Source organism: Methylobacterium phyllosphaerae, from assembly GCF_001936175.1.
Taxonomy (GTDB): domain Bacteria; phylum Pseudomonadota; class Alphaproteobacteria; order Rhizobiales; family Beijerinckiaceae; genus Methylobacterium; species Methylobacterium fujisawaense.
Window position 1 is genome coordinate 5,261,194 of record NZ_CP015367.1, and the last position, 15,358, is coordinate 5,276,551.

A 15,358-nucleotide genomic window follows, 5' to 3' on the forward strand; every position below is an offset into this window, starting at 1 on the left:
TGCACGTGGAGGGCGCGGATCCGCCGTCTGCCCGGGAGCGTCCCTCGCCTTACCTTGATCGGGCCAATGCGGGTAGCAAGGGGTTCGGCGTGCGTCGGGTGATCATCTACGGCGGAACCGGAGGCATTGGTCTCGCTACGGCGCGTGCCCTCCGCGCCCGAGGCTACGCCCTGCATCTCGCTGCCCGGGACGCGGATCGCCTGTCTAAGGTCGCCGAGGATCTGGGCGAGACGCGCATCACCGCGGGCGACGTCACCGATCCGGACTTCGCGTCCGCCGTGACCGAGGCGGCGGGCCCGGACCTCGCGGGGCTGGTCTACGCGGTCGGCACCATCAATCTGCGACCGCTGAATCGGTTGACGCGGGCGGATGTCGAGGGCGACTTCGCGATCAATGCGCTCGGCGCCTTCTCGGCGGTGCAGGCCGCCGCGGGCGCGCTGAAGGCCGGTGCCGGCGCGGCGGGGGCCGGGATCGTCCTGTTCTCGACGGTGGCGGTGGCGCAGGGTTTTGCCGCGCATGCCTCCGTCGCCATGGCGAAAGGCGCCGTCGAGGGCTTGGCGCTGTCCCTGGCGGCCGAACTCGCGCCCCAGATCCGTATCAACGTCGTGGCGCCCTCGCTGACGCGCACGCCGCTCGCTGCGGGGATCACCGGCAACGAGACCCTCGCGCAGGGGATTGCGGCCATGCATGCCCTCCAACGGCTCGGGCGTCCGGAGGATGTCGGCGCCCTGGCCGCCTTCCTGGTCTCCGAGGAGGCGGCCTGGATCACCGGCCAAGTCATCGGCGTGGATGGCGGCCGCTCCGCCCTCCGAACCAAGGGCTGAGACGATGGCCGGAAAACGCCGCGGCGCCGCCGCACCGCGCGGCACGCTGCGCTTCGTCCTCGGCGATCAGCTGACGCGCCGGGTCTCGAGCCTCGTCGACCTCGACCCCGAATGCGACGTGGTGCTGATGGTCGAGGTCCGGGACGAGGCGACCTATGTCCGCCACCACAAGCAGAAGATCGCCTTCCTGTTCGCCGCCATGCGCCACTTCGCGGCCGAATTGGAGGCGGAGGGGATCACCGTCGACTACGTGCGCCTCACCGAGGCGGGCAATACCGGTAGCTTCACCGGCGAACTGGAGCGCGCCGTCGCGCGGCACCGGCCGGAGCGGATCGTCGTCACCGAACCGGGCGAGTGGCGCGTCTGGGAAATGATGCAGGATTGGCGCGAGAGCCTGCCGATGCCGCTCGAGATCCGCGCCGACAACCGCTTCCTGTGTCCGCGTGAGGATTTCGCGAAATGGGCAGACGGCCGGCATCACCTGCGGATGGAGACCTTCTACCGGGGCATGCGGCGTCGGACCGGCCTTCTGATGGATGGCGGCGAGCCCGCCGGCGGCCGCTGGAATTACGATCCCGAGAACCGCAAGCGCCTGCCCAAGGGGCATCGTCCGCCGGACCGGATCGGCTTCCAGCCCGATTCCGTGACGCGCGAGGCCATCGCCCTCGTCGAGGCGGAATTCGGCGACCATTTCGGCGATCTCTCCGGCTTCTCCTGGCCGGTGACCCGGGCCGACGCCCTCGCGGCGCTCCGGCACTTCCTGGCCGAGGCCCTTCCGACCTTCGGCGACTATCAGGACGCAATGAAGACCGGCGCGCCGTTCCTGTACCACGCCCTCCTGTCGCCCGCCCTCAACGCCGGCCTGCTCACCGCCGAGGAGGTCTGCTGGGCGGCCGAGCGCGCCTACCGCGACGGTGCGGCGCCGCTCCACTGCGTCGAGGGCTTCATCCGGCAGATCCTCGGCTGGCGGGAATACGTGCGCGGCCTCTACTGGGCGCGGATGCCCGCCTACCGGGACACCAATGCCCTCGGCGCGCGCCGCGACCTGCCGTGGTTCTACTGGTCGGGGGAAACGGCGCTGAACTGCGTCGCGCAGGTGGTCACCGAGACGCGCGCCCACGCCTACGCCCACCACATCCAGCGCCTGATGGTGACCGGCAACTTCGCCCTCATCGCCGGCCTCGACCCGGCGCAGGTGGAGGAATGGTACCTGATCGTCTTCGCCGACGCCTACGAATGGGTCGAGTTGCCCAACGTTCACGGCATGGTTCTGTGGGCCGATGGCGGCGTGATGGGCTCCAAGCCCTATGCGGCCTCGGGCGCCTATATCGACCGGATGTCCGATTACTGCGCGTCTTGCGCCTACGACGTGAAGGTCAAGTCCGGGCCCGAGGCCTGTCCGTTCAACTATCTCTACTGGAACTTCCTGATCGAGAACGAGGAGCGGCTGGCTGGCAATCAGCGCTTGGCGATGCCGTACCGGACCCTGCGCGGATTCGGCGACAAGCGCCGCGCCGAGATCCGCCGCGACGCGGCCGCCTTCCTCGATGCCCTCGAGGCCCGGCCGAGCGCCGATCAGAGGGGCGACCAGACCGACAGCGTCACGTAGGGACAAGCCCGGGCCCGGCGCGACTCGGTCTGAAGGCCCACCGACGCGCGGAGGCTGTACCGGCCGAGGGCGAAGTCGGTCCCGTGCAGGCCGAGGCTCCACTTCGCGTAGCCGGTCGCGTCGGTGTAGAGCGCCGCCTCGGGGCCGAGATAGGTCTCCCAGAGCCGATAGCCCCAGGCGAGGCGCGCCCAGAGACTGTCCCGGGCCGAGCCCGCGACGGCGGTCGCCTGAAGCAGCGTCGCAGCGGTCGGACGTGCCCAGACCTCGCCGTGCAGGCGCAGGCCGAAGCGGGTCGGCAGGGCGTCGCGTGTCGGCCCTGCGATCAGCATCTCGCTCGTGGTCTCGAGGCCGGCATAGGCCGCAACCACCCCCCAGTCGAAAAACCACTGATGCCCGGCGAGTGCGGCAGCGGCGACGGTGTACCGTGCGCGGGGACCGTCCGCGCCGCTTTCCGCGCGCCGTCCGCCGCCGACGGTCGCCAGCGCGACGAAACCCTCCTGCGCGAGAGAAGTAAGGCCGACCTTCGCGCCGAGGGTCAGGAACGTGTCGCCGCCCGCGTCGAGGCTGCCGAACAGCAGCGTGTCGATCTCGCTGGCGTGTGCCGTTGAAGCAAAACCCACGATGCCTGCCAGAACAATCAGAGCCGTTGGCCTTCGCGTGTGGATCTTTGGGGCTGTGCGATAGCTTTGCACGGTCGATCCTCCGGCCTGGAAGGATCAGATTAGGATAAAATTAACCGTGTTGCATCGATTGGCGCGATGGCATCCCCGGATTTGTTGGCGCCATGATCCGGAAGCCCGGCAAAAGCGTGCCGCATGTCCGCCGGCGTGCGCTGTGACTTTGGGAATGCTTGGCCGGGCTGCCGGGCGCGGCGCGGTGCGCGGCCACCTGCCGGCCGCCATCGCGCTGTCGCGAATCCGCCGTGCTTGGCGTGCCAGATGTTCTCGGCTAGAGCCCCCGCGGGTTAGCGAAGGTTGGCAGATCCTTGACCTCCGGTGCACGAACGTCGGACGTCCTCACCGTGCTGGCGAGCCAGGAGGGCGAGCGCCTCACCGTGGGCGACATCGTCGCGGTCCTACGGGATCGCGCCTTCGCGCTGCTCGTGGTCCTGCTGGGGCTGCCGAATTGCCTGCCGATGCCGCCGCCGATCCCACTGATTTGCGGCCTGCTCCTGCTGCTCGTGGCGATCCAGATCGCCGCCGGCATGTCGGCACCGTGGCTGCCGCGGATGCTGCTGGGCCGCTCCATCGCCTTGACGGATGTCCGGCGCGCTGTGACCCGCGCGGTGCCGATCCTGCGCCGCCTGGAGCGCTGGTCGCGCCCCCGCGTCAGCGTCTTCGAGACCGCGCTCGGCATGCGCGGCATGGGGATCGTCCTGCTGGCCCTGGCGCTGGCGCTGATCGTGGCCGCGCCCATCGTCGGGCAGATCCCGCTCGGTCTCGCCGTCTGCCTGGTCGGGCTCGGCCTCGTCGAGCGCGACGGTCTCGTCGTGCTGGGCGGCCTCGTCATCGGCGTGTTCGGCGTCGCCATCAATGCCGGCTTCGCCTATGCGGTGATCGCCGGGGTTGCCGGGCTCCTCAACCTCTGAGCCTCAGAGGCGGTAGCGGATCTGGTCGGTCCAGAAGCGCTCCAGGCGGCCGAGCGCCTGATTCAGGCGGGCGAAATCGTCCTCGGAGATCCCACCGATCGGCGTGATCGTCCGGGCATGCTTGTCGTACAGCCCCTGGATGATCTCGTGGACCTGACGGCCCTTGTCGGTCAGGCTGATCCGCACGGAGCGCCGGTCCGTCTTCGAGCGGGCATGGTGGAGGTAGCCCGCCTCGACCAGCTTCTTCACGTTGTAGGAGACGTTGGAGCCGAGATAGTACCCCTTGGTCCGCAGCTCGCTCGCGGTCAGTTCCTTGTCGCCGATGTTGTACAGTAGCAGCGCCTGGACGCTGTTGACGTCCTCGCGGCCGCGGCGCTCGAACTCGTCCTTGATCACGTCGAGCAGGCGGCGGTGCAGCCGTTCCACGAGGTGGAGCGCCTCCAGGTAGGAGCCCTTCGCGCCCAAGCCTTCCTCGGGAGCTTCGATCTGCGCGACTCGGGCGTTCTGGGTCTTCATCTCTGCCTCGCCATCCGATGATCCGGCACCCGTTCGATGCGGCGCCGTTGATGATGGCTAAGCTAGGGCTCGGGAATGAAAGGCGATTTAAGCGACAGGATGAATTCGCGATTTACTCTTCGCGGTAAAGACAAACTGAATGAAGATAAGAACGGTTCGTTCACCGTGCTTCCTGCGCCGCCAGCCAGGACAGCAGGAAGTACAACGTCACGACGCAGCCCCCGAATACGAGCAGCGGCACCGATAACGGCAAGAGTTGCGGTGTCAGAACCGCCAGCGTCATCGCCGACGTGACGGCGAGCAGCCAGATGACGCCGCCCCAGGCGCTCGTCAGCCACAGGCCGATCGCCGCGGCGGCATCGATCACCGCGAAGTAGACGATGGCGGATTGGCGGCCGAAGGGCTCGGCCTCGAAGGGGCGGACACCCGGCACGATGTCGAGGATGGTCGCCCAGGCGAAGACGCTCTTGAGCAGCCAGACGAGGGCCGTGAGCCGCATGAACCAGATCAGCACCGTATCCCACGTGCCGGGTGCCGGCCCCTGGACGCGCTCGATCCGGTCGCTGGGGATCCCCCCGGGCCGGGGCGTCCTGCGCCGGATCGGAAAATAGCCGGGCACTATCGGTGACTCGCGGAGATGATGGGCCGGCTCATGGATAGGGAACAGGATCCTGGTCTTCGGGAACGCAACGCGCCGGGTTGAAGCCGTTCCGCCGTCCTGCGTCAACGGTCGGGTTTCGCCGCACAGGTCCGGTGTGGTAGTCGAACGCCTCCGGCGCAGGGGCGCCGCGCGATCCGCGGCGTGGTCCGCGCGAACGGTAGCGAAGCCGCATGTCAGACACCCTGCCAGAGCCGCGCCCTCTCGCCGTGGAGGCCGCCCGCGAGGGCGCCCGCGTGGAGGGTCTCAAGATCACCCAGCGCCCGCGCCGCAACCGAAAATCGGAATGGTCGCGCCGGCTGGTCCGCGAGCATACCCTGACGGTCGACGATTTGATCTGGCCGATGTTCGTGATCGAGGGCGAGGGCCGGCGCGAGCCGATCGCCTCCATGCCCGGCGTCGAGCGGCTCTCGGTGGACGAGGTCGTCCGCGACGCGGAGCGCGCGGCGCGCCTCGGCATTCCGGCCATCTCGTTCTTCCCCTACACGGATGTGGCGCTGCGCGACCCGACCGGTTCGGAGGCGCTCAACGCCAACAATCTCGTCTGCCGGGCGGTGCGGGCCGTGAAGCGGGCCGTGCCCGAGGTCGGGATCATGACCGACGTGGCGCTCGATCCCTACACCAGCCACGGCCATGACGGCCTGATGAAGGACGGCGCGGTCCTCAACGACGAGACCGTCGCGGTCCTCGTCGAACAGAGCCTGATCCAGGCCGAGGCCGGCACCGACATCATCGCCCCCTCCGACATGATGGACGGGCGCGTGGGCGCGATCCGCGCCGGCCTCGACAAGGCGGGGTTCCTCGACGTGCAGATCATGGCCTACGCGGCCAAGTATGCCAGTGCGTTCTACGGGCCGTTCCGCGACGCGATCGGCACCAAGGCCGCCCTCGTGGGCGACAAGCGCACCTATCAGATGGATCCGGGCAACTCGTCCGAGGCCCTGCGCGAGGTCCGCCTCGACCTCGAAGAGGGCGCCGATTCGGTGATGGTCAAGCCGGGCCTGCCCTATCTCGACATCATCCGCCGGGTCCGCGACGAGTTCCAGGTCCCGACCTTCGCCTACCAGGTGTCCGGCGAGTACGCGATGATCGAGGCGGCCGCCCGGAACGGCTGGCTCGACGGCGACCGCGCGATGGTCGAGGCGCTCCTCGCCTTCAAACGGGCCGGAGCCGACGGCGTCCTCACCTACCATGCGCCGCGGGTCGCGGAGCGCCTGCGCAGCCATCCGTGACACGCGGGCACCGCTGGCTCCTCGGGGCCGCGGTCGTCGCCGGCTTTCTCGGCGGGCTCGCCGCCTGTCAGGACACCCTGCGCCGGGATCGCGTCGCCACCTGCCGGCGGGCGTTGCCGGCCGTGGCGCCGCAACCTGGGATCCGGCTCTTGCGAGCGGCGCCGGGACCGACGGCGAATTCGGTGCGGGTCGATTATTCCGACGGGACCCGGCCGCACTGGCTGACCTGCCGGTTCGATGCCGGGACGACCCTCGTGGCCCTCGCCACCGAGGGGACGACCCTGTCGGGGCCCGCGCTCTACATGCTGAGGCGATTCTATCTCGACACGCCGGACGCCGCGGCCGGCGACCCGGCCGGACGGTAAGGCAGTCCTGCAGCAGCGCGAAGCCGAGGCCGGGCAAACGCATCCTCTTGCGGCCTGAGCGGCGCGCACCCACCTTCTCGCCCGCAGCCTCGCTGGCAGGACGCGACATCATGCAGAACCCCCAACCCGGATACGCGCAGCGCTTCGACACGGCACCCGGCTATGCGGCGTCGCTGCCGGTTCCGTTCGTGCGGGCGAGTCTCGGCGGCCGGACGGTCGCCTATCTCCTCGATATCCTGTTCATCTTCGGCTTCACGGCCCTGCTGACTTTGCTGATCACCGTGATCGGCGTGGTCACGTTCGGCCTCGGCTGGACCCTGTTCGCGGTGCTGCCGGCGAGCGGCATCATCTATAGCGCGATCACGGTGGGCGGGTCGAAGCAGAGCACGATCGGCCAGCGGTTGATGGGCCTGCGCACCATCGCACCCGAGAGCGGCGCGCGGGTCGACGTGATCACGGCCGCGGTCCACGCGCTTTTGTTTTACGTGGCGATCTCGACCTTCCTGCTCTGGTGCGTCGACATCGCGTTCGGCCTGGTGCGGTCGGACCGGCGTCTCGGTCACGACCTGCTGCTCGGCCTCGCCGTCGTCCACGCCCGCTGAGCGTCGAACCCGGCGATGAAAATCTGACGGTGCGACCGGTCGGGCCATTGAGCCTCGGCCGGTCGCCTGTACATTGACATGCCGGCGCCGAGAGGACGAACCCGGCGCAGGGCCTGTGAGAAGCGTGACCAGCCATCCGCGCGACACACCGCAATTCTACCTCACGGCCCCCTCGCCGTGCCCGTACCTGCCGGGACAGGAGGAGCGGAAGGTCTTCACCCACTTGGTCGGGCGGCGCGCCCGCGACCTCAACGAGATCCTGACTCAGGGCGGCTTCCGTCGCTCGCAGACGATCGCCTACCGTCCCGCCTGCGAGACCTGCCGCGCCTGCATCTCGGTGCGTGTCGTGGTCGATGAATTCGTGCCGAGCGCCAGCCAGAGACGCATCCTGGCGCGGAGCGCCGACTGGATCGGCACGCCGGAGCCGAACCGGCCCGCCTCGGAGCAGTATGCCCTGTTCCGCCGCTACCTCGACGCCCGCCACGGCGACGGCGGCATGGTCGACATGACCGTGCTCGACTACGCCATGATGGTCGAGGACAGCCACGTCGACACCCATCTGGTGTCGTACCGGCGGCACGGGCCGGACACGGCGGTCACCGGCCGCGGCTCCGGGCCGCCGCTCGCCTTCTGCCTGACGGACGTCCTCTCCGACGGGCTGTCGATGGTGTACTCGTTCTACGATCCCGCCGAAGCCGCGCGCTCCCCCGGGACCTTCATGATCCTCGACCATATCCGCCGGGCCCAACGGCTCGGCCTGCCGTATCTCTATCTCGGCTATTGGGTCGAGGGGTCGCGGAAGATGGACTACAAGTCCCGTTTCCGCCCGCAGGAGCGCCTGATGGGCCAGGGCTGGGTGCGGATCGACTGATCCCGCTGTTGCCGACGGTCCACATCCGTTGCCGTCCCGTCATGGCCGATGCGCATTGAGCGGCCGGGCCGGCGCATGCTACCGGCCTCGCACGCAATACGGACCGTGCCGAGGCCCCCATGATCCCCCGCTACAGCCGCCCCGCGATGACGGCGATCTGGTCGCCCGAGAGCCGCTTCCGGATCTGGTTCGAGATCGAGGCCCACGCCACCACGGCGCTCGCCGAGATCGGCGTCGTCCCGAAGGAGGCGGCCGAGACGATCTGGGCCAAGGGTAAGGACGCGGTCTTCGACGTCGCCCGCATCGACGCGATCGAGGCGGTGACGAAGCACGATGTCATCGCCTTCCTCACCCATCTCGCCGAGATCGTCGGTCCGGAGGCGCGCTTCGTCCACCAGGGCATGACCTCGTCGGACGTGCTCGACACCTGCCTCAACGTCCAGTTGGTGCGCGCCGCCGACATCCTGATCGCCGACGTCGATTCGCTCCTCGCCGCCCTCAAGACCCGGGCCTTCGAGCACAAGCTGACCCCCACCATCGGCCGATCGCACGGCATCCATGCCGAGCCGGTCACCTTCGGGCTGAAGCTGGCCCAGGCCTATGCCGAGTTCGAGCGCAACCGCCGCCGCCTCGTCGCGGCCCGCGAGGAGGTTGCCACCTGCGCCATCTCCGGGGCGGTCGGCACCTTCGCCAATATCGACCCGCGGGTGGAGCAGTACGTTGCCGAGAAGATGGGCCTGACCGCCGAGCCGGTCTCCACCCAGGTGATCCCGCGCGACCGGCACGCGATGTTCTTTGCCACCCTCGGCGTCGTCGCCTCGTCCCTGGAGCGCCTGGCGATCGAGATCCGGCACCTGCAGCGCACCGAGGTTCTGGAGGCGGAAGAGTTCTTCTCCGAGGGGCAGAAGGGCTCCTCGGCCATGCCGCACAAGCGCAACCCGGTCCTCACCGAGAACATCACAGGCCTCGCCCGGATGGTGCGCGGCTACGTCACCCCGGCGCTGGAGAACGTCGCCCTCTGGCATGAGCGCGACATCTCGCACTCCTCCGTCGAGCGGATGATCGGCCCCGACGCCACCGTGACCCTCGACTTCGCTCTGGCCCGCATGACCGGGGTCATGGAGAAGCTGCTGGTTTACCCGGCCAACATGCAGAAGAACCTCGACCGGCTCGGCGGCCTGATCCACTCGCAGCGCGTGCTTCTCGCGCTCACCCAGGCCGGCGTGTCCCGCGAGGATTCCTACCGGCTGGTCCAGCGCAACGCGATGCCGGTCTGGCGCGGCGAGGGCGATTTCCTGGCCCTGCTCAAGGCGGACCCGGAGGTCGCCGCAGCGCTCGCGCCCGAACAGATCGAGGCGTGCTTCGATCTCGACTACCACTTCAAGCACGTGGACACGATTTTCGGGCGGGTGTTCGGCGACCGCTGAGCATCCCGCACGATCCTGCTTGGGCCCGCGACGAACACAGGACAGCTCTCCGTGACCGCTCCCCGCATCGTCTATCTCAACGGCCAGTTCCTCCCCTACGAGGAGGCGCGCGTGCCGATCATGGATCGCGGCTTCCTGTTCGCGGACGGCATCTACGAGGTCTCGGCGATCATCGACGGCAAGCTCGTCGATAACGCCGCGCATCTCGCCCGCCTCGACCGCTCCCTCGGTGAGATCGGCATCCGCAACCCGCACGATGCGGCAAGCTGGGAGCGCCTGCAGACCGAACTCGTCGCCCGCAACGGCGTCACCGAGGGGCTGGTCTACATGCAGGTGACCCGGGGCGTGGCCGAGCGCGACTTCGCCTTCCCGAAGGCCGGCACCGAGCCTACCGTGATGATGTTCACGCAGGCCAAGACCGTGCTCGCCAACCCGCTTGTCGAGAGCGGCGCCCGGGTGATCACCGTCGAGGATCTGCGCTGGAAGCGGCGGGACATCAAATCGGTGGCCCTGCTGGCGCAGGTGCTCGCCAAGCAGCAGGCGGCCGAGGCCGGCGTCGCCGAGGCGTGGATGGTCGAGGATGGCGCGGTGACCGAAGGGTCGTCCTCGACCGCGTTCATCGTCAGCCGCGACCGCGTGCTCGTCACCCGGCCGCTCTCCACGGCGCTCCTGCCGGGCATCACCCGGGCGTCGGTCCTGCGCCTCGCCCAGGAGGCGGATCTGCGGATCGAGGAGCGGCTGATTCCGGTCGAGGAGGCCTACGCGGCACAGGAGGCCTTCTACACCAGCGCATCGGCCTTCGTGATGCCGGTCATCGAGATCGACGGCCGCGCCATCGGCGAGGGGCGTCCGGGGCCGCTGACCCGGCGCCTGCGGGACCTGTACATCGAGGCCGCGCGTCGGGGCTGAAGCCCATCGGTTGGCCGGATACCGTCCGCAGGTGGACCCTCCGGCCTTCCAGGCCCGCAGGAACGGATTCCGTCTCCGACTGTTCCTCCCCGAATTCGTATCCCGAACCGGGGAGGCTCTCATGCCGAAGAAGACCCTGATCGCCGCCTTCGCGGCGACCCTGGCGGCGGTGCCCGCCTATGCTCAGACCACCAGCCCATCTCCGACGCCGCCCGAGCGCGTGCGCCCGAACGCGGATGCGCCGCCGCAGGATCAGTCGCTCAGCGACAAGCTTCAAAAGAACGACGGGGTCATCAAGCCACCGGATTCCGGGACGACCGGGACCGTGGTGAAGCCCGATCAGTCCGGGACCATGCCGGTCATCAAGCCGCACGAACTCCCGGGCCGGACGCCCGGAACCGAGGCCAAGTAGCCGCGCCGGGCCTATCGCCGGACCGCAGAACGGGTCGCCCGTGCGGTGTCTTGCTTGATTTCGCTGGCTGGATCGCGGAAACGGCACACGACGTGCGCCGCCTGCACCCGTGGGCGGCGCCGTCCCGGTTTCCGTCGCGGGTAAGCAGGCAGGCATGGCCAACGTCGTCGTTGTGGGCGCCCAGTGGGGCGACGAAGGCAAGGGCAAGATCGTCGACTGGCTCTCCGAGCAGGCCGACATCGTCGTCCGGTTTCAGGGCGGGCATAATGCCGGCCATACGCTCGTCATCGACGGCGTCACCTACAAGCTGGCGCTGCTGCCGTCGGGCGTGGTCCGCGGCGGCAAGCTCTCGGTCATCGGCAACGGCGTCGTGGTCGATCCCTGGCATCTCGTGGACGAGATCGACCGGATCAAGGCCCAGGGTGTGGAGGTCTCCCCCGCGTCCCTGCGGATCGCCGACAACGCCACGCTGATCCTGCCGCTCCACCGGGAGCTGGATCATTTCCGCGAGACCGCCAATGCCGGCTTGAAGATCGGCACCACCAAGCGTGGTATCGGGCCGGCCTACGAGGACAAGGTCGGGCGCCGGGCGATCCGGGTCGTCGATCTTGCCGATCCCGACGCCTTGCCGGCCAAGATCGAGCGCGTGCTGACCCATCACAACGCCCTGCGGCGCGGCCTCGGGATCGACGAGGTCAATGCCGAGGCGCTGCTGTCGGAGCTGAAGGCCATTGCGCCGAAGATCCTGCCTTTCGCCGACACCGTCTGGGCGCTGCTCGACGAGGAGCGGCGGGCCGGCAAGCGCATCCTGTTCGAGGGCGCGCAGGGCGCGCTACTCGACGTCGATCACGGCACCTATCCGTTCGTCACGTCCTCCAACATCGTGGCCGCGCAGGCGGCGACGGGCTCGGGCCTCGGCCCGGGTGCGATCGGCTACGTGCTGGGCATCGCCAAGGCCTACACGACCCGGGTCGGCGAGGGGCCGTTCCCAACCGAGCTGTTCGACGAGATCGGCGAGACCATCGGCAGCCGCGGCCGCGAGTTCGGCGTCAACACCGGGCGCAAGCGCCGCTGCGGCTGGTTCGACGCCGTGCTGGTGCGCCAGACGGTCCGGACCTCCGGCATTCACGGGATCGCGCTGACCAAGCTCGACATCCTCGACGGCTTCGAGGAGATCCGCGTCTGCACGGGCTACATGCTGGACGGGCAGCCGATCGACCATCTGCCGGCGAGCCAAGCCGCTCAGGCGCGGGTCGAACCGGTCTATGAGGTGATCCCGGGCTGGTCGGAGACGACCGCAGGCGCACGATCCTGGGCGGACCTGCCGGCGCAGGCGATCAAGTATGTCCGCCGGATCGAGGAGTTGATCGGGGCGCCGGTCGCCCTGCTGTCCACCTCCCCCGAGCGGGACGACACGATCCTCATGCACAACCCGTTCGAGGACTGACGCGTCGCGCGCTATCCCGTTGACGACGCGTGATTCCGGCTGCGCTGCCTGTATCCAGTCCGCGCAGGCTTGATCTAGAACGGGCTGGCGGTCGGGCCTTCATTCTCGCGAATGATCCGCCGTATGCGGCGCAACCGGCGTGCGGGCACCGATCCGTGCGGCGGAATACGACAAACCGGCCGACGGCCGCGACCGGACCTGTCCGGCGGGAGCGGCCATCGGTCCCCGGCCTTCGACCGGCGTTGCCGGACGGCGGCCGAAGGGGCGGACCAGGGTATTATGGCCGATTACTATCCGCTTCTGGCGCGCGCGCTCGATGCGCTACCGGATCGAACGCCCGCTCTGCGCAAGGCGGTCTACGACCGTGCGCGCAACGCGCTCATCAGCCAGTTGCGCTCCCTCGACCCGCCGCTCTCCGAGGCGGACATCGATCTCGAGCGGCGCGCCCTCGACGCCGCGATCGAACGGCTCGAGGTCGACCACGGCGGTCTGCCGGCGCCGGCCAACGATGCGGTTCAGGCCTCTCCGGGACAGGCGCCTGCACCGGTCGTCTCCGAGCCCATCGCGGTCGCGCCGGCGGTGCAGCCGGAGCCGGAGATCCCCGAACCGTCTCCCCCTGAGCCGAGCGTCGCGTCGAAGCCCGATCCGGTGCTTCCTGCCGCCAAGGCGCCGTTCGCAGTTCCGGGTCGGGATAGCGATCCCGCATCCGAGTCCGGACCGCGCGAGGCACCGATCCCGATCACCTCGAGGCGCCCGGGCGCCTCCGCCGCTGCTGCGCCCGAAGGGCTACCCCCTGAGGCGGCGGCTTCGGCTCGATCCTCGGTCGAGGAGCAGGACGCCGGCGAGGCCACCGCAGACGTCGGATCGGGCCGTCAGCGCCCGCGGATCGAGGTGGTGCCGCTCCGAGCCGGGCGCTCCCGCGTGCTGCGCAACGTCTTTGTCGGAAGCGTCCTTGCGGTCGTGATCGGCTTGATCGCCGTCGCGGCCTTCCTGTTGCGCGACCGCCCACAGAATCTGCCATCCAGCGGTGCGGAGATTGCGGATTCTCAGCAGTCCGAGGCCGAGTCCAAGTTCGGCGATCGGGTCGGTGGCGATGCAGCGCCGGTGTCGAAGGCGCCTGCGCGCGCGGACGGTGCTGCCCCGTCTCGGACCAACGCGCCACCCGCCGAGGCGGGCGTCTCGGTCGCCCAGAGGGCTGAACTCGTCGAGGAAGGGGCCGGCGCAGAAAGCAGCCAGCCGACCGTCACGCAGGGGCGGGTGACGTGGCGCCTGGAGACGGTGAACGGGGAGCAGGGGCAGCCGGTTCAGAACGCCGTCGTCGCGACCGTGACCGTTCCGGAGGCTGGGCTGACGCTGGTGATGACCATCCAGCGCAACCTCGACACGACGTTGCCGGCCTCCCACACGGTGAGCCTTGCGTTCAGCCAGACCGGCAGCAGCGGCACCGCGCGGACGGTCCAGGATGTCGGATTGCTGCAAGCGAAGGATGAGCAGAGCGCCCGCGGTTCGCCAGTCTCGGGCCTGCCGGTCCGTGTCCGCGACAACCTGTTCCTGATCGGCCTGTCGTCGCTGCAGAACGACGTGGAGCGCAACACCGACCTGCTCCTGCATCGGAACTGGTTCGACATCGCGCTGCGCTACACCTCCGGTCGCCGGGCGGTGCTGACCTTCGAGAAAGGGACCGCCGGCGCCCAGGTCATGCAGAGCGCCTTCGACGCCTGGCAGTGATGAACGGGATCGTTCCCGGCGCTCAGTTACGCCGGGGACCTGCTGTCAGCGGGCTTCAATGCCGGTCCGCGGCAGCTCGCGACTGGCAATGTTGCGCTTGACCGCTTCCTGCACCTTTTCGAAGGCCCGCACCTCGATCTGACGAACGCGTTCGCGGGAGACGCCGAACTCGCCCGAAAGATCTTCCAGCGTGATCGGATCCTCGGCGAGACGTCGCGCCTCGAAGATGCGCCGCTCGCGGGCGTTGAGGACACCGAGGGCGTCCTTCAGCGCGGAAAGGCGGTTCTGGCCCTCCTGTTCGCGCGCGAGCACGGTCTCCTGGCTCGGACTGTTGTCCACGAGCCAGTCCTGCCACTCACCTTCGCCCTCCTCGCGCAGGGGCGCGTTGAGCGACGTGTCACCGGACAGACGCCGGTTCATGTCGATCACGTCCTGCTCGGGCACGCCGAGGCGCGTGGCGATCTGCGACACCTGGTCGGGTTTCAGATCGCCCTCATCGAGGGCGGAGATCCGTCCCTTCGCCTTGCGGAGGTTGAAGAACAGCTTCTTCTGGTTGGCCGTCGTGCCCATCTTCACCAGAGACCACGACCGCAGGATGTATTCTTGGATCGCTGCCTTGATCCACCACATGGCATAGGTGGCGAGACGGAACCCCTTGTCGGGATCGAAGCGCTTGACCGCCTGCATCAGGCCGACATTGCCTTCCGACACGACCTCGCCGATCGGCAGGCCGTAGCCGCGATAGCCCATGGCGATCTTGGCGACGAGGCGCAGGTGCGACGTCACCAGGCGATGCGCCGCTTCGCGGTCACCGGCATCACGCCAGGCCTTGGCGAGGGTGAATTCCTCCGACGGCTCCAGCATCGGAAACTTGCGAATCTCGTCGAGGTAGCGCGAAAGGCCACCTTCGTTGGCGAGCACGGGAAGCGTACCGGCCATGGCTTTCTCCTGAACCTGTGTCCCCCTGCCGGGCGGACGCGACGGACAACAGTGCCGTCCACTCGGGCCGCTCTTGAGCCGACCCTGCCGGCCACCCATCTCATGCGGGTCGCCGGGGAGCCGGTCACGGTCGATGACACCCACGTCGCCAACAACGCGCCACCGGCGATTTTGATCGTACCATGTCACGATGTGACGCGGTACGGGGTGTTCTTTCGCACGCCGCAAGGG

Annotated in this window: 16 protein-coding genes; 12 read left to right on the forward strand and 4 right to left on the reverse strand. The window is 68.9% G+C overall.

The genetic code is table 11. The features are described from left to right. Positions 1-89 precede the first annotated feature (89 nt). The gene (locus MCBMB27_RS24070) at positions 90-824 is read left to right on the forward strand and encodes an SDR family NAD(P)-dependent oxidoreductase (RefSeq protein WP_075381444.1); all 735 of its coding nucleotides are present in this window, start codon (positions 90-92) and stop codon (positions 822-824) included. Between the two features lie 4 nt (positions 825-828). Continuing rightward, positions 829-2,433 carry a cryptochrome/photolyase family protein gene (locus MCBMB27_RS24075; RefSeq protein WP_075381445.1) on the forward strand — a complete coding sequence of 535 codons (1,605 nt, stop codon included), beginning with the start codon at positions 829-831 and terminating at the stop codon, positions 2,431-2,433. Here the strand turns inward: MCBMB27_RS24075 and bcsS are convergent. Further along, positions 2,400-3,053 carry a cellulose biosynthesis protein BcsS gene (gene bcsS / locus MCBMB27_RS24080; RefSeq protein WP_236952803.1) on the reverse strand — a complete coding sequence of 218 codons (654 nt, stop codon included), beginning with the start codon at positions 3,051-3,053 and terminating at the stop codon, positions 2,400-2,402. The genes MCBMB27_RS24075 and bcsS overlap by 34 nt on opposite strands. A gap of 365 nt (positions 3,054-3,418) precedes the next feature. Here bcsS and MCBMB27_RS24085 point away from each other — a divergent pair, with 365 nt between their 5' ends. Continuing rightward, positions 3,419-4,021, forward strand: a complete 603-nt coding sequence (locus tag MCBMB27_RS24085; protein ID WP_210274666.1) for an exopolysaccharide biosynthesis protein — start codon at positions 3,419-3,421, stop codon at positions 4,019-4,021. A 3-nt stretch (positions 4,022-4,024) separates the two neighbouring features. Here MCBMB27_RS24085 and ldtR read toward each other — a convergent pair whose 3' ends face one another. Continuing rightward, positions 4,025-4,537, reverse strand: coding sequence for a transcriptional regulator LdtR (ldtR, locus tag MCBMB27_RS24090; RefSeq protein WP_043350258.1), 513 nt, complete (start codon positions 4,535-4,537; stop codon positions 4,025-4,027). A gap of 160 nt (positions 4,538-4,697) precedes the next feature. Further along, complete coding sequence (locus MCBMB27_RS24095; protein ID WP_043350256.1) at positions 4,698-5,156, reverse strand: DUF6163 family protein; 459 nt, start codon at positions 5,154-5,156, stop codon at positions 4,698-4,700. A 212-nt stretch (positions 5,157-5,368) separates the two neighbouring features. On the opposite strand from MCBMB27_RS24095, the gene hemB reads away from it, so the two are divergent. From hemB to MCBMB27_RS24140, 9 genes are all read left to right on the forward strand, one after another. Continuing rightward, positions 5,369-6,427, forward strand: coding sequence for a porphobilinogen synthase (gene hemB / locus MCBMB27_RS24100; protein WP_075381447.1), 1,059 nt, complete (start codon positions 5,369-5,371; stop codon positions 6,425-6,427). Continuing rightward, positions 6,424-6,792 carry a hypothetical protein gene (locus MCBMB27_RS24105; protein WP_075381448.1) on the forward strand — a complete coding sequence of 123 codons (369 nt, stop codon included), beginning with the start codon at positions 6,424-6,426 and terminating at the stop codon, positions 6,790-6,792. Before hemB ends, MCBMB27_RS24105 begins: the two co-directional genes overlap by 4 nt. 110 nt (positions 6,793-6,902) lie before the next feature. Then, on the forward strand, positions 6,903-7,394 hold the full coding sequence (locus MCBMB27_RS24110) for an RDD family protein (RefSeq protein WP_075381449.1): 492 nt from the start codon (positions 6,903-6,905) through the stop codon (positions 7,392-7,394). 124 nt (positions 7,395-7,518) lie between these two features. Further along, positions 7,519-8,265 (forward strand): arginyltransferase, encoded by a 747-nt coding sequence (locus tag MCBMB27_RS24115; RefSeq protein ID WP_043350247.1) that lies wholly within the window; start codon positions 7,519-7,521, stop codon positions 8,263-8,265. Positions 8,266-8,384: 119 nt separating this feature from the next. After that, a complete protein-coding gene (gene purB, locus MCBMB27_RS24120; RefSeq protein WP_043381613.1) occupies positions 8,385-9,692 on the forward strand; it encodes an adenylosuccinate lyase in 1,308 nt (435 codons plus the stop codon). A gap of 51 nt (positions 9,693-9,743) precedes the next feature. Further along, on the forward strand, positions 9,744-10,601 hold the full coding sequence (locus MCBMB27_RS24125; protein WP_043381611.1) for a D-amino-acid transaminase: 858 nt from the start codon (positions 9,744-9,746) through the stop codon (positions 10,599-10,601). 121 nt (positions 10,602-10,722) lie between these two features. Continuing rightward, entirely contained in the window at positions 10,723-11,013 is a 291-nt protein-coding gene (locus MCBMB27_RS24130) for a hypothetical protein (protein WP_075381450.1), read from the forward strand. A gap of 154 nt (positions 11,014-11,167) precedes the next feature. Then, positions 11,168-12,460 (forward strand): adenylosuccinate synthase, encoded by a 1,293-nt coding sequence (locus MCBMB27_RS24135; RefSeq protein ID WP_043350287.1) that lies wholly within the window; start codon positions 11,168-11,170, stop codon positions 12,458-12,460. Between the two features lie 279 nt (positions 12,461-12,739). Next, entirely contained in the window at positions 12,740-14,188 is a 1,449-nt protein-coding gene (locus tag MCBMB27_RS24140) for a histidine kinase (protein ID WP_075381451.1), read from the forward strand. A 45-nt stretch (positions 14,189-14,233) separates the two neighbouring features. Here MCBMB27_RS24140 and rpoH read toward each other — a convergent pair whose 3' ends face one another. Next, positions 14,234-15,127 (reverse strand): RNA polymerase sigma factor RpoH, encoded by an 894-nt coding sequence (gene rpoH / locus MCBMB27_RS24145; protein ID WP_043350239.1) that lies wholly within the window; start codon positions 15,125-15,127, stop codon positions 14,234-14,236. Positions 15,128-15,358: the final 231 nt, after the last annotated feature.